Below are 18,669 nucleotides of genomic sequence, written 5' to 3'. Positions count from 1 at the left end.
CCGTGATCCACGAGGTCGACGACGCGCTGCGCGCCATGTTCCGGGCCGAGGCACTGGCGGGCGGCCAGGTGACCGTGGTCTTCGACGCCCCCACCCGTGACTGGGCCGCCAAGGTCAACGCCCCCACCGTCAATCTCTATCTGTACGACATCCGCGAGGACATGCGGCGCCGGGAGCGCGGTCTGCTCAATGAGTACGACGAGCAGGGCACCATCGTGGCCCGGCGCCGCCCGCCCCGGTACTTCAAGCTCTCGTATCTCATCACCGCGTGGACCAAACGCCCCGAGGACGAACACCGGCTGCTCTCCTCGCTGCTGTCCTGTCTGCTGCGGTACGAGGCCCTGCCCGCCGAGCGGCTCACCGGCACGCTCGCCGAGCTCGGCGTCTCCGTACCCATGACGGTCGCGCTGCCGCCGCCCGAGGACCGGTCGTTCGCCGATGTGTGGAGCGCGCTCGGGGGCGAACTCAAGCCCTCGCTCGACCTGGTGGTGAGCGTGCCGGTCACCGAATCGCCCGTCTATCCGGCCGGTCCGCAGGTGGACGAGGAGGGGGTGCGCCTGGGCTTCTCCGACTCCTCACGGGACGCCCCCGCGCCTGCCGCGCCCACGCAGCCGGTGCCGGGCGGCTCCAATCTGCCGCTGTACGGGGCCCGCCGCACCGGTATCGCCTCCCGCGTGGCCGAAGAGCACACGGAATGAGGAGCTCGACGGACGCGGGGACAGAGACACCCAACCCGAGCCTGCGCCATCTCCTCGACCGCGCCATCCTCGTCGAACAGCGGATACGGCGCGCCGTCCACGCCCGTCAGCTCACCGACCCCCACCCCGACGACGCCTTCCGCGGCCTCTACCTCAGCGACGAGACCATCCACCGGCTTCTCGACTCCGGACGCTCCCTCGATTCCGCCGCCCCCGACGACACCGACGCCGCTCTCCTCGCCGAGACCGAGGCACGCGCCGACGCCGCGGCCCGCGCGGGCCGACCGACCCGACTGAGCGCCCTGACCCGCGAGTTCGGCCTCTCCGCACTCGATGTGGAGATCCTGCTGATCGCCCTCATCCCGGATCTGGACGATCGCTTCGAGCGGTTCTACGGCTATCTCAACGACGATGTCACCCGCCGTCGGCCCTCCATCGGTCTCGCCCTCGGCCTGTGCGGGCTCTCCGCGGCCGACGCGGCCGCACGGGCCGGGCTGTCCCCGCAGGCCCCGCTGCGCGCGGGCGGTCTGCTGCTGGTCGAGGAGCCGGACCGGCCGTTCCTGGCCCGTGCGCTCCGCGTCCCCGACCGGGTCACGGCGCACCTCCTCGGCGATGACACACCCGATCCGTGCATCGTCGATCTGCTCGCCCCGTGGCAGGACGTGTCCGGCGTCGGCGATCCGGCGCCGCTCGCCCGCGCCCTCGCCTCCGGTGACCCCCTGGCGTATATGCGGGAGGACCAGGGCGGCGCGGGCACGGCGCTGGGGGCCTCCGCCCTCGCCCGGGCGGGGCACGGCGTCCTCGGCCTCGACCTGGAGCGCCTCGCCCGGGACCCCCACCCCTCCGAGGCGGTGCGCATCCTCTCCCGAGAGGCCCGGCTCACCTCCTCGGGTCTGGTGTGCGGTCCGATCGACGCCCTGATCCGCGACAAGCCCGAGGTCATCCGGCTGGTGGCCGACACCCCGCTCCCCGTCGTCCTGGTCGGCCGTGCCCCCTGGGACGCCGCGTGGTCCTCCCGTCCGCCGCTGCTGCTGCATGCCCCGCGCGTGGAACCGCCGGCCCGGGCGGCGCTCTGGTCGGACGCCTACGGCGCCCCGCTCCCCGCGGGCCTCGATCTCACCCGCCTTCTCTCCCCGTTCCTCCTCACCCCCGACCAGATCACCCGGGCCGCCCGGGGCGCCGCCCAGAGCGCGGCGCTGGACGGCGGCACCCTCCATCCCGACCACATCCGCGCCGGAGCCCGCGCCCAGAACGCGGCGGGCCTCGACCGCCTCGCCCGCCGCATCGAACCGGCCGTGGGCTGGTCCGACCTCGTACTCCCTCCGGGCACCCTCGCCCAGCTCCACGAACTCACCGCCCGCGCCCGCCATCGCGACCGGGTCCTGGGCGAATGGGGCATGCGGCCGGGCGGTGGCCGGGGGCGCGGTGTCACGGCCCTCTTCGCGGGTGACTCCGGTACCGGCAAGACGATGTCGGCCGAGGTGATCGCCGCCGACCTGGGCCTGGATCTCTACACGGTCGATCTGGCCACCGTCATCGACAAATACGTGGGCGAGACCGAGAAGAACCTGGAGCGCATCTTCTCCGAGGCCGCCGGAATCAACGGCGTTCTGCTCTTCGACGAGGCCGACGCGATCTTCGGCAAGCGCTCGGAGGTCAAGGACGCGCATGACCGCTATGCGAACGTCGAGAGCGCGTACCTCCTCCAGCGCATGGAGACCTTCGACGGCCTGGCCATCCTCGCCACCAACCTCCGCGCCAACCTCGACGACGCGTTCACCCGCCGCCTCGACCTCGTCGTCGACTTCCCACTCCCCGACGCCGACCACCGCCGCCTGCTGTGGGACCGCTCACTGGGCACCGTCCTCCCCCGCTCCACCGATGTGGATCTGGACTTCTGCGCCGAGTCCTTCGAGCTGGCGGGCGGCAACATCCGCTCGGTGGCCGTCACCGCCGCCTACCTCGCGGCCGAGTCCGGCAGCCCGGTGAGCATGCCCGACCTCATCCACGCACTGCAGCGCGAGTACCAGAAGCTAGGCCGCCTGACCCTGGCCTCGGAATTCGGCCCGTACATGTCCCTGCTGGCGGATTGACAGGCCTGACAGTGAGTCCCGGATCTACTCAACCTCGATGCCGAAATCCTGAACAAGTTCTTCCAAACCGCCTGGGTAGCCCTTGCCGCCCAGGACGAAGTCCCAGTCGCCGTTCGACCTGCGGCGGAAGGAGCCGAGGACCAAGGCGGTTTCGCGCGGTCGGCCGTCGGAGACTTCCAGACGTCCCAACTCCGCCAGCGTCGGGTCGAGCAGGCGGACGCATGCGTCCGTGAAGCCGGAGAGGTCGGCGTCAGGGTTGATTTCCGGGTCGATGGCCGCCACGAGCACCAGTCGGTCAGCCTCATCCGGCAACCCGTCGAAGGAGACGCAGATCGCGGCCTTGTCGGGTGCAGCGGCGGGAAGGGCTCGCACGGAACCGCCCGGTGTCTGCGGGTTATTGAAGAAGACGAAGTGCTCGTCGCTGAGGACCCGATTGCCGCGGCAGACGAGAGCGCACACATCCAAGGCGACACTTCCGGTCCACGACATGCCCAGGATGTTGTAGTCGTCAGGCAATCGAGTGTCCGGAGGTGACGGCGTCGTCTGCGCGGCGGCTCGACGGGCACCATCGCCAAGGCGCCCGCGAAGCCCATGACGATGGAGCAGGTCGACGAGTTCGGTTCCCGAGATCAGTTCCAACGGCTTGCCGTTGGCGAAGGTATGCGAGCCAGGACCGAACTTCGACGTCGTCACAAGGACACCCTTGTTGGCGCCGGCGCCCTGCACCGTCCCGTACAAGTCACGCACTGCGGTGGGTGGCACCGTATTGCGGTAGCGCTTCACCTGCACGACGATCTTGCCGCCTCGGATCGGTGTTGGATCCAGTGCGTCGACGTCCACCCCACCATCGTTCGAGCGTTGGGTAGTGACCGCCTGCATCCCCATGGCCCGGAAGAGATTGGCAACGAGACTCTCGAAGGCGACCGGATCCATCTCGTACAGGTCGGGTTCCTCATCACTGCCGTGCGTGACAACACGGTTCCCGACCTCCTGCGGTCGGCGACTCGGCCGCACCGGCGTGAGTTGGTCGGGTCGAGCCGAGAGCTGCCCGCGCAGTGCGTCGGACAGGCAGCTGCCGGCGTCTACCTGTGCCAAGTGCAGGTCGCGGAAGATCGAGCGCGGAGCCATGACAGTTACCAGGTAGATGTGTCCCGGTCGGCCCGTCGTAGGGTCATGCCCATCGACGAACCCGTTCAAGGTCACCGAATCGAGCACACCCTGTTCATCCGCGGCGAAGAGTTCGTGCAGGACCAGCAGGATGCACTGCGCCAGTACCTCACGGTACAGGGCCCGGCGTTGGCCTAATGGCCGGGGAGTCTCCTTGTGCTGGTCCACCCCGGGCATGTACCGAACAGACTTCACCTCGGGGACGACGCTGTAGCTGGGCAGCTCCCAATCCAGCACCAACTGTCCGGCTGCCGGCTCATAGGCCGCTGCCACCTGACGCGGGAAACCCTCTGGCCACGCAGTCGAGGCGTAAAGAGCGGCGGAAAAGTACTCGACCACAGAATCGGGGTCGCGGCGCCTCACTCCTTCGGCCAGATCGACAACGCCCGCGTTGTGTTGCCGAATCTCGACCAACTGGGCATCGGCCCACTGCTGGTACGCCCGCTGGTACGACGCCAACTGTTGCTGCCGCTGGGCCTCCGCCGCCTGGGCCGCCTGCCAGTCCCGCTCGAAGCGCGTCCGAGCTTCGGCCTGCGCCTGAGCCCGACGACTGGCGGTCCACCCGCCCTGCGCTTGGTACTGAGCGAAGTTCGGCATGGGCACGGGCCGCGCCAATGGCCCCGACGAGAAGGGCTCGATGTCTTCAGTACGCAACAGGGAGGAGGCACTGAAAGCCGGAGCCTGACAGCCCGAGGCGAGAAAGCCTTGCAGCGCCGCTACTTGTGCCTCAAGTTCCTCGGTGCGGCGGAGTGCCTCTGCCTGCCTGTACTCGCGGTGACTCTGGGCAGCTCGCCGTTGATAGGCACGTGCCTGTTGCGCTTCCTGCCTCCGCCGTCGGGCTTCGACCTCCATCTGGCGCTGCTGCTGCCTCTGCATCTCAGCCCATACGCCGATCAAGCCACTAGAACGCCGACTCATGTGCTGCAAGCCCTCCCCCAGGCGCTCTGGCTGTCCCCACAGCCAGCTGTAACGGGGCGACTCTATCCAACGATGCCCATATCGCACATCCCGCTGGCAGCGGTATCCGTGCTCAACCGTCGCCGGCACAGTCCCCGCCCGTGCCGTACCCGGGGGCGCCTGAGAGGATGCCGCATGATCCGCTACCTGCGATTCTTCTTCGAGGCCGGCGTGGACACCCCCTTGTGGCCGGAGGACATCGAGAGCCCGTACGGCTACCCCTGTGAGCTGGATAGGCTGCCGATCAGCCCGGCTACCCGAGAAGAGCTGGCGAAGTTGTCCCAGCGGTACCAGTCGTCGATCGACTGGAAGTATCCGCCGAACCCGTCGCCGTGGTCGGACGAGGAGCGGCAGGCGTTCAAGCAGCGGGCGCACGCGGCCTTGGTCGCTCTGCGCCGTGAGCTGGGGACGGGCTGGACAGTCCGGGACGAGAGTCTGCTCTGAAGAGCAGCGTCCCCGCCCGAGCGGCCGCCCGGTTGCCGCCCGTGGAGCCGCCGTATCCGACGGCCCACGGGTGCTGACTCATCTGCGCTCCTGGGACCCTCGAGGGCTATCGCTTCGCCGAAGCCTTCGGTGCGGCTTTGGGCGAGGCTTTCGGTGAGGTCGACGGTGCGGAAGGGACCGTGCCGCCACCGGGGTTCGGACCGTAGGCGTCCAGGAAGCGGTCGCGGAAGGAGCTCATCTTCCACACCGGGGCCTTCGCGCCCGGCATCAGGCCGTCCTCCCAGCCCCAGTGGGAGATCCGGTCCAGCACCGCCTTGTCGTGCGCGACGATCGCGACCGGTACGTCCCGGCTGGCGTTGTCGCCGCTGACCCGGGCGAGGGGCTGGTGGTCGCCGAGGAAGACGAGCACGGTGTTCTTGTTGCCGTACTTCAGCACATAGTCGATGAGGCTGTTCACCGAGTACTGGATGGACTTCCCGTACTCGGCCTTCACCTTGTTGGAGTCGGTGAACACATCCGCGGGATTCTTGCCGGCCTTCTGGATGGCCTTGTAGACCGAGCCGTCGCCGACCTGGCTCCAGGGGATCGTCTTGGGGATGGGTGCCCAGGGCTGGTGGCTGGAGGTCAGGATGATCTCCGACATCAGCGGCTTGTCGTGCTTCTTGCCGTGCTCCAGGTGCTCGAACGCCTTGAGGGTGTATTGGTCGGGCATGGTCGACCAGCTGAACTTCGGGCCCTTGTAGCCGAGGTCGCGGGAGTCGTAGACGTGGTCGAGGCCGTAGAACTTGCCTTCCGGCCAGCCCTTGGTGACTCCCGGCATGATGCCGACCGTCCGCCAGGCGCCGGTGCGCTGGAAGGCGCGGGTGATGGACATGTGGTCGCCCGCGGTGACGGTGCGGTAGCGGTTCTGGTTGTCGATCCACAGGCCGGTGAGGAAGGTCGAGTGTCCCAGCCAGCTGCTGCCGCCGTACGTGGCCGAGGTGAGCCAGCCGCTCTTGGAGGCGAATCCGGCCTTGTTCAACCGCTTGGTGGCGTTCTTGAGGGTCTTGTCGACACCGGGTGCGATGGCCGGGTCCTCGATGGCCGAGCGGCCGTAGCTCTCGATGAAGGTGAACATCATGTCCTTGCCGCGCAACCCGGTCAGCAGCTGGTCGCCGGGGGTGTCGCCGTAGGTGTCGACGGCGGCCACCTTGGCGAACTCCCGCTCGTCCTTGAGGGTCTTGCGCACCCGCTCCGCCCGGTCCTGGACGAGCGCGGTGGTGCTCCGGGACGCGAACGGCGCCCCGGCCACCTGCACGCCGAGCGCCGCGCACATGACCCAGACCGTGCCGAGCACCAGGGTGGTGCGGGTCGCCACGGCGCTGTTCCTCGCCATGACGTTGCTGATCCGCAGGACGGCGAGCCCCATCAGGACGAGCACGGCGACGGCGAGGACCACGACACCGATCACGGCGGCGGTGGCGGCCGTCTCGCCGAGCGCGTCCTTGACGTACGACTGGGCGTCGTCCAGCAGTATCCAGTCGAGCACCACGTTGAACCCACGGCCGAGGAACTCGTTGAAGCCGATGTCGAGCAGGTTCAATATGGTCAGCGCGCCGAGAACCACCCCGGCGAGCACCGCCACCACCCGCCGCGCCGTCGACGGCAGCATCAGCAGCAGCGTGGCGCCGAACACCCCCTCCACCGGGATGCGCAGGAAGGCGCTGGGTTCGATGAGGCGGAGCTGGGTCGGCAGGAGGAGGGCGAGGAACACGAGGGCGAGGGAAAGCCCCGTGGCCGTCCACGCCACCGCCCGGGCCACGGCGGGATATGTGGCCCGCCAGCCCTCGGGGGCGGCGGCCGTGTCGTGGACGGAGCTCACCTCCTGGTCGGGGACCGCGTCCCGCTCCCCGGTGTCATCCTGCCGCTGGGCGGGGAGATCCGGCGTGGCCTCAGGCTCGGCCTCGGCCTCAGGTGGACCCTCCGGAGTCGGGCCCTGCGTCGGGGCCTGCTCCGTGGTTCCCTTGTCCGATTCCGACCGCTGATGAGAGCTCGATTGGCGCGACAACCCGAAGGTCCTTCCCTGCGAAGCCCGGTGGTGGCACGGCGGACCCGGCTCGGGTAGTCGGGCCCGTCGTTATCCGTACGGCGTGCCGGGGGCCTCCGTTCAATCACCTGGCATTTTTCCCGGCGCCTTCCGCCCGCTCGCGAGCGCACCCGCCCCACGATACGGTGCAACCCTCACATGGATGTGAAAGTCAGCCGGATCGGCGGCACGCGAGCGGAGAGACAAGGACGGACACATGCGTATCGGAGAGCTCTCGGAGCGCACCGGCACACCGCGCCGGCTGCTGCGCTACTACGAGGAGCAGAAGCTGATCCTGCCCGACCGCTGCGCGAACGGCTACCGCTCCTACGACGAGCGTCTCGTCGACCGGGTCCTCCAGATCAGGGGGCTGCTCGACGCGGGGCTTCCGACCCGGATCATCAAGCAGATCCTGCCGTGCCTCGACAAGCCCCGGCGCATTCACTTCTCCGACGCCACACCGGAGATGATCGCCACGCTGGAGAACGAGCGGGACCGCATGAGCCGGCGCATCGAGTGCCTGACCCGCAACCGGGACGCGATCTCCGAATACCTTGACGCCGTGCTCAGCAACAACACCGCCGGCTGACCCACGCCGGGGAGCCCACGATGACCGTCCGCCGTGTCGTACCCAACATCCGGTCCGAAGCGATGCGGGAGAACCGGGAGTTCTACGGCCTCCTGGGCTTCGAAGAGGTGATGAACCAGGGCTGGATCATGACGCTCGCCTCCACCACCAACCCCACGGCCCAGATCAGCGTGCTGACCCACGACGAGACCGGACCGGTGGTCCCCGATGTGAGCGTCGAGGTGGACGACGTGGACGCGGCCTACGCGGTGATGTGCGACAGCGGTGCCGAGATCGTGCACTCTCTGCGGGACGAGGAGTGGGGCGTCCGCCGCTTCTTCGTCCGCGACCCCGACGGCCGCGTGATCAATGTGCTGAGCCACCGCCGATGACCCGGTGCGTACCGCCCGCACACTGAGCTAGCGTCACCGCCATGACGACGCCACCGCGTATCCGCCCGCCCCGCACCGCCGATGAGCGCACCCAGCTACTGGGGTGGCTCGATATGCAGCGTGCCGTCATCTCGTGGAAGTGCGAGGGCCTGTCCGAGGCGGATGCCCACCGATCCTTCCTCCCCACCTCGCCCCAGATGACCCTGGCCGGGCTCGTCTCCCATATGCGCTGGGTGGAACACCTGTGGTTCGAGATCGTCCTCCTCGGCCGCCCGGCCCAGGGCCCCCGGTTCGACGAGGACGTCGAGGATGCCGATATGAGGGTCGAGGGCGTCCCGCTCGCCCAGCTCCTCAAGGACTACGCGCAGCAGTGCGAGGTGTCCAACGAGATCATCGCGGCCCACGCCCTGGACGACACCGGCCGCCACCCGGACTTCAACGCCACCTCCACCAGCCTGCGGTGGATCCTCTTCCACATGATCGAGGAGACCGCCCGCCACGCCGGCCACATGGATACCATCCGGGAACTCGTCGACGGGGCGAAGGGCTACTACTAAAGGGCTACTACTGACGCCCCGCTACGGTGGCCGGATGACCCACATCGAGATCAACGGCTCGCCCGCCACCGCGGACACCCTGCGGCTGCCCGCACTCACCAGCTACGGGCACTTCACGGCGATGCAGATCAGAGACGCCCGGGTCCGCGGCCTCGATCTCCATCTCGATCGGCTGCGCTCGGCGACGCGGGAACTGTTCGACGGCGACCTCGACGAGGAGCGCGTACGGGCGGACATCCGGCACGCCCTGGAGGCCGCGGTCGCCCGCGACGCCTCGCTCCGGGTGTATGTGTACTGGCCCGAGGGCGACGAGCGGGCGACCCTGATGGTCACGGTACGTCCCCCGCAGACGATGCCGACGGGGCCGAAATCCGTGATGTCGGTCCCCTTCGTCCGAGAGCTCCCCCACGTCAAGCACCTGGGCGGCTTCGGCCAGAACCACTACCTCACCGCAGCGCACCGCGCCGGACACGACGAGGCCCTCCTGACGGATGGGCAGGGTGTGGTGGTCGAGGGCGCGATCACCAATATCGCCTTCTGGGACGGCGAGTCGGTCATCTGGCCGGACGCCCCCTCACTGCGGGGCATCACCATGGCCCTCCTGGAACCCCGCCTCCCCTCGACCCGCCGCCACGTGACCCTCGCCGACCTCCCCTCCTACCGGTCGGCGTTCCTCACCAACTCACAGGGGTTCGCACCGGTGCGGCGGATCGACGAGGTGGAGTACACGGTGGACGAAGGGCTGATGGAGCGGGTGAGCGCGGAGTACGACGCGGTGGCGTGGGACGCGATCTGAGCCGGGGTCGGATCCAGCTTGCCCTGACACTGATGTCAAGCTTTAGCGTCCTGCTGTCAGTCGTCAACGGCCGTCGTCAGCGGACTACTTGGGGGCAGTGATGCCAGGAGCAGTGATCATCGGAGCGGGCCCGGGCACAGGGCAGTCGGTCGCCCGCCGGTTCGCGCGAGAGGGCATGCCGGTGGCGCTGCTGAGCCGTACGGGCGGAACCCTGAAAACCGTGACGGAGTCCGTCACAGCCATCGGCGCCCCGGTACTGCCCCTGACCGCCGACGCCGCCGACGAGACATCGCTGCGCACCGCGCGACACCCGAAACGGGCCGAGCAGCGTGATGCGAAGCCGTGCGCCCCTGTCCATTCGCCGGTCTTCGCGCGCCCACCCGCAAGGCCCCGAATCAGGCGGACCGTGTCAGCGCCGTGTGAGCCCCCTGTGAGCGACCCGCCTCAGTCTCCTCATGCCGCAACACCATCACGAGCAATGGAGACAACAGATGACCGCGACAGACAACGCCGGCGACTGGGTCCGGAGCTGGGGCGCCTCGCCCCAGGCGGCCCACGACGGGCTCGGCTCGCTCAACGGCTACCCGCCCCTCGCCGATGTGACCCTGCGCCAGGTGGTGCGCGTCAGCGGCGGCGGGCGCCGGGTGCGCATCCGTTTCACCAACGAGTTCGGGACCGCGCCCTTCACCATCGGGGCGGCGCGGGTGGGCCTCGCGGCGCCCGGTGGCGGGGTACGGCCAGGCAGCGAGCACGTGCTGACCTTCTCCGGCGCGTCGGACGTCACCGTCCCGGCGGGCGCGCCGATCCTCAGCGATCCGGTCGACCTGCACCTGCCCGCCCTCGCCAAGCTGTCCATCAGCCTCTACCTGCCGGGGCGCGTGGAGACCTGCACCTGCCACGACCCCGCCCTGGAGACCGGCTGGACGATTCCGGGCGACGCCGTTGCCTCCCCCACCCTGCCGGAGAACGCCGAGGTTCTGCCGGTGCGGGCCCTGATCTCCGCCGTCGAGCTGCTTCCCGACGCCCCCGCCAAGTCCATCGTCGTGGTGGGCGACTCCCGCACCGACGGCACCGGCTCGACCCCGGACACCCACCACAGCTGGCCGGAGCTGCTGGCCGAGCGTCTCGCCGAGCGGGGCATGGCCACCGGCTACGTTTCCAACCAGGGCATCAGCGGCAACCGAATGCTCGAGAACGGCATCGGTGTCGCCGCCGCGGCCCGCTTCGACCGTGATGTGCTGGCGACGCCCGGCCTCGGTTACGTGGTGCTCTCCGTGGGCGGCAACGACCTCGCCATCTCCTTCGCCCCACGGGACGGCGACGGCCCCTTGGCCGATTTCCTGAAGGTGTTCCCCGGCGCGCCGGTGACGACGGACGACGTCATCGCGGGCTACCGCCAGCTGATCGCCCGGGCGCATGGCCACGGCGTCAGGGTCTATGCCACGACGATCGCGCCGTACGAGGGCGCGGAGGTCTACACACCGGAGGGCGAGAGCGCACGCCAGGCGGTCAACGAGTGGATCCGCACCAGTGGCGCCTTCGACACCGTGCTGGACTTCGACGCCGTCTGGCGCGACCCGGCCCGCCCCAGCCGGATCAGGGAGGACTTCCACGTCGGCGACCATCTGCACGGCAACGACGCGGGTTACCGGGCCCTGGCAGACTCCATAGACCTGTCGCTGTTCAGCTGAGTCGGCCGACCTGCCGCCGGAACGCTTCCGTGTTCCGGCGGTTCCAGCCACAACCACGGCATGGGCCCGGTTCCGGACACGGAGCATTGTTCTGGGGCGATCCCGATGATCACAAGGTGGCCGTACCCGTTCCCAGCCGGGCCCGCCACAAGATCGCGAGGACTGGAGTAGCAAGCGGCTCTCACTTCTTTGTCGGCGCGGGCACCTTCACCCACACCGCCTTCGACGGTGCGCCCTTGTCGCCCACCACGTCACGTACCACCGCAGCGGCACCAGTGACGCGTCCTTCGGGAGCGCTACCGTCACCCCGTCCTTCGCCCGTGTGAGGTCAAGCGCGATCGACCGCTGCTCGACATTGGCCACATGAGGCCGGATCAGCCGCATCTTGGTGATCGTGGTTGGTGGCGAACTGCACCTCGTCGGGTATTCCCGGCAGCGCGGCGGCGCCCTGGATCGGTGCGCCAGGTCTGCTCGGGCAGGTAGAGCCGGCGGTCGATCAGTGCGTGTCCCTTGGGTGCGGCGTAGGCGAGAAACACGCCGACCTGAGTATGAGATGGCTTGACCCATCGGGCGTACGACGCCGCGATCGGTTTCACCGATCTCATGCCCGCTTGTCAAAGAGAGTCGAGACGAGCGATGGATCCTTGGACAACAACATTTCAAGGTCATTCGGGTTGATGATGGGGTGATTGGCTTCAGGCAAATCGGTAAGACCCAGACCGGGTCGGCACAGTCGATATCCCTTCGCGTCCAGATAGTACGAGAAGGGGAGGCCCAGTTCATGCATCCGGAGATTCATCGCCCACTCCTTCTCGCCGGAGTGCCTGACTAGGCATCCCCTATCTTGAAGGCGGCCAATAACGAATCGGTAGGATTCCACTGACAGGGGATTTCCAGTTACATCGATTCGCTGCAGAGCGGGGTAGTCAATCAGCGGCGACAGGTCGGTAATAAGGTTCCGCTGGAAGTCCATGCGACCGATCTGGGCATCAGCCAGGCCACCGATGTGAGACAATGCGCTGTCGTGACACACAAGGGCAGTGAGCGAGGATATTCCGCTCAGCGGATCGCTCAATGAAGCCATGTCACACCCGGTCAGGATCAGAATCTCCAGACGGGTGCACTGGCCCAGTCCCTCCAATGTCCGGGCATGCCGCAGCGACAGCGTTGTAATGGATTCGAGTTCTGTCGCCGAAAAAGGAGGCGGGTGGTTTACCTTCTGGGTCAACTTAGACAAGACAGTGGCATCCATCACTTCAGCTTCCCCTCCGCGTCGATGAAATTCTGCAGCACACGCTGATAACTCTCTTGCTGCTTGTCAGCGAAATCCGTCAGAGAGATATCAGCGAATTCCTCGACCACCACCTTGACTTCTGTCGATTCAGGATTAACGATCACGATTTTATGTTTATATGTACCCTTGATCGGAAGCTCGTAAACTTCACGCGGGAGATCCGGTGACAGCTGACCGTCCCACATGATTTCCCCATTCTCGAGCTTCCCCTGGAGATGCCTGAGAAATTCGACTGCTGTCCTATCTTCACGCCCTTCCGTGAAGTTATCGAATATACCACGAAGTCCGCCTGGAGCTATTCGCACTTCAGGGTCGTTCGGCTCATTTCGCCTCTTTGGATCGCCATGGAATATCGGATCAGCCCTGGAGCTGTACGTGTTCTCCGAGAAGGCGCCAGTATGCGCAAGGAGGCTGTCTCTGTCTATTTCCCTCGTTGCGGCAGTGATCTTTAGATCCCAAATCACATCGCAGGTGAAAGATCGCAGTTCATTCTGGAGCGTGATCCACTTCTTGGCGTTCTCTACCCCGATTCGGGAACGACTACGCAACGCAACATCAAGGACCCTGTCAATGTAGTCTGTTGGGATCCACTCGTGATGACCTGACTTAACTCCCCTGAATTGATCCTTGATCCAATTCGCATTCGCTCCCCCCTCTTTCCAGATTTCCTTGAAATTTTCCGCATTGAATTCTCCAACACTCTTTCCCGCGGCCATCTCTTTGAGGAAATTAACGATCGGCGCCTCACTCCCCGGAGCATCCCTGACTGCTTTCTGAAGATTCGGGTCAGCCTTTTCGATGCCACCTGGCAGCGGGGCGAAGCCCCCATATGGACTACGCCCTGGATTGAATTTCGTCTTGTTCAAGTCAGCCAGTAACGAGGAGTCCTCGTGCTCGCTCATTACTTCCTGAATCCGAGACTTTCCAACGCTCTTCATCATTCTCAGAGCGTCCCTTCCGAGTATCCTAAGAAAATTCCTCCTCACATTGTGCGATGGGCTCGGTGAGCGTTCCCGGAACACGTAATCAGCAAAAGTATCCGATGCCGCCCACCCCGTCCGCTTCTTGGGAAGGAAGAACCCGAGAAGGTTCTTCTGCACTTCGGCGTTGCTCAGGAACTGGATTGCCTTCGCTTCGGTTCCACTCAGATCCCCAGAATTCCATATTTTATTTCCATCGATACGCGACTTTTCGATCTGCTCCCCCCAGTCCTTGTGTACGTCTTTGACGTATGCGGCCCCATGCCCTGGCAATTCTCCTTCGATGCTTTTCAGGAAACGGGGTTCAGTTGCGGCCAACGAACGCCCTTCGTTCTTCGGATTTACCGCAGCATGTACAGCCCACTGATCTCCGTCCTCGACTGCCGCCAACTTGACGAGGGCATATCGAGAACGTATGGGCGCGAAGCGCGCATTAAGTAGGTCTTGGTTGACAAGCCGTCCCTCGTACTTGTTGGCTACGTCGATCGCAGCCTTGAGACCCTTCTTCAGCCGCTCTTGTTTTCCCTGAGGGCTATTGTCTCTCCGGGGGCCATTTCGCCTGAGCTTGGACCAGAGCCTCTTGGCGGCCTGGGCGATTTTGGCGGCGATTTTGTCTATGGCTCGGTTGACCGGGCGGGAGACCTTTTGGAAGACCTGTTTGATTTTGCTGGCCAGGCCGCCGATGCCGAGCAAGGACGCGAGGAGGCCGATGAGGAGGGGGATGCTGGCGGCGAGGGCTGTTTCGACCATCTTGGGGACGCCGGCCGCGCCGCCGTTGGCTATGGCTATGACCGCGTCCAGGACCGCGTTGACGAATTCGACGATCTGGGCGCCCTGGTTCACGATGAACGTGACGATGTCGATGATGCCCTTGACCGCGCGGACGAAGGCGGAGGCGGGGTTGAGGAGGGAGAGGATCCAGGTGATGCCCGCGATGATGACCGTGGGGATCAGGTAGGACTTGAGCTCTTCGAGGATGGTGGACTTCAGGTCGCCGGTTTCGGCGGTGATTTCCTTGGCGGCGCCTGCCGGGCCCTCGGTGGCAAGGGCCTTTGCCACCGGGACGGATTGTTCGGCCGCGCTCATGGCCTGGTCGGGGACGCCCTTGCGGGTGATGCGGGCTCGGATGTTCGCCCAGGTCAGGCCCAGCAGGGAGGCAATCAGCTGGATGATGCCTTTGAGGTCGAACTTTGCGGGGATCTCGATTCCGGCTTTGGCGCTCGTGCCCAACAGCCAGGAGACCAGGCCCGTTTGGAGGTGGGTGCCGATGTTGGAGATGAACTGCTGGAGGCCCGCGCCCACCGCGCGGACCAGGTTGCCCAGGAAGCCGATCGGATCCTTGATGATCTTCATGATGGCGCCGGCGGCCTTGGCCAGGATGCCCATCAGGAGGTTCTTGAGCTCGTTGATCGTCTTGATGACGCCGACGACGGCGTCCACGGCCTTCTGGACCAGGCCCTTGTTCGCCTCCTGGAGTTTCTTGATCTCCTCGTCGACCGCGTTGAGGGCCTGGGTGTACTTCTGGGCCAGGGTCTGGACCAGTTGCTTCGATTTGTCGTTGACCTCGGACTCCAGGTCGTCGAACTTGCCGGCGAAGTCCTTCGCCGCGTCCTGGCCGTACTTCTTCAGGTCGGCGGGGAGCTTGTCGACCTCCGCCTTCAGTTCGGCGCGGCCCTTGGCGATACGGGCCTTGGCCCTGCCCAGCTCCGTGCCGATCGTGTCGGCGATGGACGAGATGACGCCCTGCATCAGACGTACGTAGAGCTTGCGGGACTCCTGGAAGAGCTGGTTGGCCTCCTCCGGCATGCCGGCGATCTTGTCTTTGGCCCATTTGGCCGGGCCCCAGAAGCCGCCGTAGCGCTTGTCCTTGTACTCCTTCATGCGGCGCTTCTGGTCGGTGTTGAAGGCGTCCCGGGCCTTCTTCTCGCCCTCCTCGAATTGTTTGTCCACCTTGCCGTCGAGACTGTTGAGGATGCCCTCGACATCCTTTTGCGTGGCGTCGAAGACCTTCTGGAGCTTGGCGGTGACCTCCTCCCGCTTCTTCTCGTCCTTCGACTTGGCCTCGCCCTTGCCGCCGTCGACCTGCTTGCCCGCGCCCGCGCGGGTGGCGGTCAGGGCGGACATGGCCTGGGTGCCGGCCGCGGCCGCCTGTGACTTCGCGGTGGCCAGTTGCTGCTTCTCCGCTCCCCGGGCCTGCTCCGGGGCCGTCGCGGAGTGCTTTTCCGCCTTCTTCTTCTCGCCCAGGGCGTCCGTGAACTCCGGCTCGTTGCTCTTGGCCAGCTGCTCCTCGGTGACGTCCGCGTCCGCCATCTGCTGATCGGTCTTCTTCGGGCCCTCCGAGAAGTCCGTGACCTCGGGCGGCTGCTGCTGCGGAGTGGCGTCCGCGGCGCTCGGTGCACCCGGGTTGGCCGGAGGCTGGTCCGGCCCCATGGGCGTGACCTGCTTCTCCTTCGCCTTCGAAGTGTCGGGAGCGGCCTTCGTGGTCGTCTCGATGTCCTTCGAGGACGCCTTCTTGCCGTCGGTGACCTTGCCGTCGACCTCGCCCTTGATCTTGTCGGCCTTGCCGGAGTCGGCGAACTTGTCGGCCTCGTCGAGGTTCTTGGGCGCCTGTGCGGCGATCGCCTCGTTCACCGCCGCGATGAAGCCCGCCTTGTCGAACTCCCCCGGCTTGGCGGCGTTCATCTTCTCCGCGTTGGCCGCCTTGCCCTGCGCCTCCTTGTCGTCCGGCGGGGCCACCGCCGCGTCCTGGGCGGACCGGGACTCCGCGGTCGCGGGGTGGTGCTGGGCCAGCTTCTGCTTCTTCGCCGCGACGTCCGACTGGACCTTGCGGAAACCGGGGGCCTGGGCCGGTGGAGGCTTCACCGGCGCCGCGTAGCGCTGGGCGACCAGACGCGAGACCGCCGTGTTCCCGGCCGCGGCCTGCAGGCGCTGGAGGTGACGGGGGGACAGGCCGGGGGCGGCGGACGGGGGGACCGGGGTTGGAGTGGGGGTGGGGGCGGCCGTCTGCTCCGGGGCCGGGGCTGGGGCCGGGGCCGGGGCCGGCTGCGGCGCCGTGCGCTCCCTCGCCCCGGGCTGCGCGGACGCGGCAGGCTTCCCGGACTTCTCCGAGGCAGACTTCATCGCATCATCCGGTCACCGGGCGGCCGGCGATACGTCCGCGACATGTATGTCAGGGTGCTGGTTCCGCCCGCTCCAAGCCCGTGGCAGGCCGGGTAGCGATGGGGGCAGGACTTTCTGCCCGATGGGGAAAGGGAATCCGCTGCCTCTTCGGGCAGCGCCTTCTGTACGCGGGGGCGGCCGAAAGCCCGTTCCCGTTGATCCTTTTCCCGGGAACAATCGCTCTCGTTTCCCCGGTCAAGGAGAGTGGCATGCCGTCGTACTTGTCCCCGGGTGTCTACGTCGAAGAGGTGGAATCCGGGTCGCGGCCGATCGAGGGGGTCGGGACCTCGGTCGCCGCCTTCATCGGATTCGCGCAGAAGGGGCCGTTCAACGAGCCGACGCTCATCACCAACTGGACGCAGTTCACCACCGTTTTCGGGGACTTCGTCGAGGGCACCTACCTCGCCTCCTCCATCTACGGTTTCTTCGCCAACGGTGGTGGCATCTGCTACGTCGTGCGCATCGGCGACGCGGAGGAGGCCGAGCCGGGCGGAGAGCGCGCGGGCGCGGCGAAGGAGGTCGCCTCGGGGCCTTCGGCCCAGCTCGGGCCGTATGTCGTCCGCACCCTGCCCGGTGTCACCGGGGAGATCAGCGTCGAGGTGGCCGACCCCGAGGGCGACGACCCGCCGCAGGACGTCTTCGCGCTGGTGGTCAAGCGTGACGGAGTGGTCGCGGAGACCTACCCGGCCGTGACCACCAAGCGCAGCAAGGAGAACGTGGCCACGCAGGTCAGGGCCCGGTCCCAGCTGATCAGGCTGGAGGAGCCGGGTAAGGGGGCGGCGCCCGCGAGGCCCGAGTCGCAAGTGGTGACGCTCGCCGCCTCTCCCGGTGCCGGCCCGGGGGCCGGCGCGGCGGTGGTGCCGGACGCGCTGTCGGCGGATTCGTACGTAGGCGATCCCGACCAGCGGACCGGGTTCGGCGGTCTGGAGGCGGTCGAGGAGATCACCATGGTGGCCGCGCCGGACCTGATGAGCGCCTACCAGCGGGGTGCGGTGGACCTCGAGACGGTGATCACGGTGCAGCGCGGACTGATCACCCACTGCGAGGCGATGGGCGACCGGATCGCCATTCTCGATCCGCCGCCCGCCCTGAGCCCGCGGCAGATCAAGACCTGGCGCGAGGAGACGACCGGGTTCGACTCCCGGTACGCCACCCTCTACTACCCGTGGATCAAGGTGTTCGACCCGGCCGTGGGCCGGGACGCCTTCGTACCGCCGAGCGGACACATCGCGGGGGTGTGGGCGCGCAACGACGAGACGCGCGGGGTGCACAAGGCCCCGGCGAACGAGGTGGTACGGGGAGCCGTCGCGCTCCAGACGCAGATCACCAAGGGCGAGCACGACCTCCTCAACCCCATCGGGCTCAACTGCATCCGTGCCTTCCCCGGCCGCGGCATCCGGGTTTGGGGCGCGCGTACGCTCGCCGATGACGCGTCCTGGCGCTATCTCAATGTGCGGCGGCTCTTCAACTACCTGGAGGAGTCGATTCTGGCGGGCACCCAGTGGGTGGTCTTCGAGCCCAACGACGACGCCCTGTGGGCCCGTATCCGGCGCACCATCTCGGCATTCCTGGTCAATGAGTGGCGCAAGGGCGCGCTCTTCGGGCTGACCCCGGACGAAGCCTTCTATGTGAAATGCGACCGCGAGACCAATCCGCCTGAGTCCATCGACGCCGGGCAGGTGATCTGTGAGGTCGGCGTGGCCCCGGTGAAGCCCGCGGAGTTCGTGGTGTTCCGGCTCGCCCAGCTCTCCGCGGGCACGGGGGCGGTTGACGAGTGATGACCACCACGACCGACCGATCCTAGGAGG

At 67.0% G+C, this 18,669-nt stretch carries 13 protein-coding genes and 2 pseudogenes; 10 read left to right on the top strand and 5 right to left on the bottom strand.

All coding sequences use genetic code 11. From position 1 onward, the window contains the following. The first annotated feature begins 2 nt into the window (after positions 1-2). Together ACFYOY_RS30395 and ACFYOY_RS30390 are read left to right on the top strand one after the other, a co-directional pair. The gene (locus ACFYOY_RS30395; RefSeq protein WP_351893384.1) at positions 3-698 is read left to right on the top strand and encodes a DUF4255 domain-containing protein; all 696 of its coding nucleotides are present in this window, start codon (positions 3-5) and stop codon (positions 696-698) included. Continuing rightward, the gene (locus ACFYOY_RS30390; protein WP_388590707.1) at positions 695-2,791 is read left to right on the top strand and encodes an ATP-binding protein; all 2,097 of its coding nucleotides are present in this window, start codon (positions 695-697) and stop codon (positions 2,789-2,791) included. Before ACFYOY_RS30395 ends, ACFYOY_RS30390 begins: the two co-directional genes overlap by 4 nt. Positions 2,792-2,815: 24 nt before the next feature. On the opposite strand, the gene ACFYOY_RS30385 is transcribed toward ACFYOY_RS30390, so the two are convergent. Continuing rightward, positions 2,816-4,876: a restriction endonuclease gene (locus ACFYOY_RS30385; RefSeq protein WP_351893390.1), complete on the bottom strand. Its 2,061-nt coding sequence runs from the start codon at positions 4,874-4,876 to the stop codon at positions 2,816-2,818. A 174-nt stretch (positions 4,877-5,050) separates the two neighbouring features. Between ACFYOY_RS30385 and ACFYOY_RS30380 the strand changes: the two genes are divergently transcribed. Then, positions 5,051-5,359, top strand: coding sequence for a hypothetical protein (locus ACFYOY_RS30380; protein WP_351893393.1), 309 nt, complete (start codon positions 5,051-5,053; stop codon positions 5,357-5,359). Between the two features lie 106 nt (positions 5,360-5,465). Here the strand turns inward: ACFYOY_RS30380 and ACFYOY_RS30375 are convergent, their stop codons facing one another. Beyond that, on the bottom strand, positions 5,466-7,406 hold the full coding sequence (locus ACFYOY_RS30375; protein ID WP_388590704.1) for a sulfatase: 1,941 nt from the start codon (positions 7,404-7,406) through the stop codon (positions 5,466-5,468). A gap of 235 nt (positions 7,407-7,641) precedes the next feature. On the opposite strand from ACFYOY_RS30375, the gene ACFYOY_RS30370 reads away from it, so the two are divergent. From ACFYOY_RS30370 to ACFYOY_RS30345, 6 genes and pseudogenes are all read left to right on the top strand, one after another. Continuing rightward, positions 7,642-8,013 carry a MerR family transcriptional regulator gene (locus ACFYOY_RS30370; RefSeq protein ID WP_351893400.1) on the top strand — a complete coding sequence of 124 codons (372 nt, stop codon included), beginning with the start codon at positions 7,642-7,644 and terminating at the stop codon, positions 8,011-8,013. Between the two features lie 20 nt (positions 8,014-8,033). Next, positions 8,034-8,384, top strand: coding sequence for a VOC family protein (locus tag ACFYOY_RS30365; protein WP_351893404.1), 351 nt, complete (start codon positions 8,034-8,036; stop codon positions 8,382-8,384). A gap of 41 nt (positions 8,385-8,425) precedes the next feature. After that, a complete protein-coding gene (locus ACFYOY_RS30360; RefSeq protein ID WP_351893408.1) occupies positions 8,426-8,941 on the top strand; it encodes a DinB family protein in 516 nt (171 codons plus the stop codon). A 34-nt stretch (positions 8,942-8,975) separates the two neighbouring features. Then, the gene (locus ACFYOY_RS30355) at positions 8,976-9,737 is read left to right on the top strand and encodes an aminotransferase class IV family protein (RefSeq protein ID WP_351893411.1); all 762 of its coding nucleotides are present in this window, start codon (positions 8,976-8,978) and stop codon (positions 9,735-9,737) included. A 100-nt stretch (positions 9,738-9,837) separates the two neighbouring features. Then, a pseudogene (locus tag ACFYOY_RS30350) lies at positions 9,838-9,978 on the top strand (short-chain dehydrogenase); the annotation flags it as partial. Between the two features lie 250 nt (positions 9,979-10,228). Next, positions 10,229-11,428: an SGNH/GDSL hydrolase family protein gene (locus tag ACFYOY_RS30345; RefSeq protein ID WP_388590701.1), complete on the top strand. Its 1,200-nt coding sequence runs from the start codon at positions 10,229-10,231 to the stop codon at positions 11,426-11,428. Between the two features lie 400 nt (positions 11,429-11,828). Here the strand turns inward: ACFYOY_RS30345 and ACFYOY_RS30340 are convergent. The 3 genes and pseudogenes from ACFYOY_RS30340 to ACFYOY_RS30330 form a co-directional block, all read right to left on the bottom strand. Beyond that, a pseudogene (locus ACFYOY_RS30340) lies at positions 11,829-11,973 on the bottom strand (IS701 family transposase); the annotation flags it as partial. 56 nt (positions 11,974-12,029) lie between these two features. Continuing rightward, positions 12,030-12,680, bottom strand: a complete 651-nt coding sequence (locus tag ACFYOY_RS30335) for a hypothetical protein (protein ID WP_388590699.1) — start codon at positions 12,678-12,680, stop codon at positions 12,030-12,032. Then, positions 12,680-16,564: a hypothetical protein gene (locus tag ACFYOY_RS30330; protein ID WP_388590697.1), complete on the bottom strand. Its 3,885-nt coding sequence runs from the start codon at positions 16,562-16,564 to the stop codon at positions 12,680-12,682. The genes ACFYOY_RS30335 and ACFYOY_RS30330 overlap by 1 nt, the downstream gene beginning before the upstream one ends. 506 nt (positions 16,565-17,070) lie before the next feature. Between ACFYOY_RS30330 and ACFYOY_RS30325 the strand changes: the two genes are divergently transcribed. After that, positions 17,071-18,639, top strand: a complete 1,569-nt coding sequence (locus tag ACFYOY_RS30325; protein ID WP_388590695.1) for a phage tail sheath family protein — start codon at positions 17,071-17,073, stop codon at positions 18,637-18,639. The last annotated feature ends 30 nt before the right edge of the window (positions 18,640-18,669 follow it).

The sequence above is a fragment of the Streptomyces sp. NPDC007875 genome (assembly GCF_042868035.1).
Taxonomy (GTDB): domain Bacteria; phylum Actinomycetota; class Actinomycetes; order Streptomycetales; family Streptomycetaceae; genus Streptomyces; species Streptomyces antimycoticus.
This window is presented reverse-complemented; position numbering and strand designations above follow the sequence as displayed.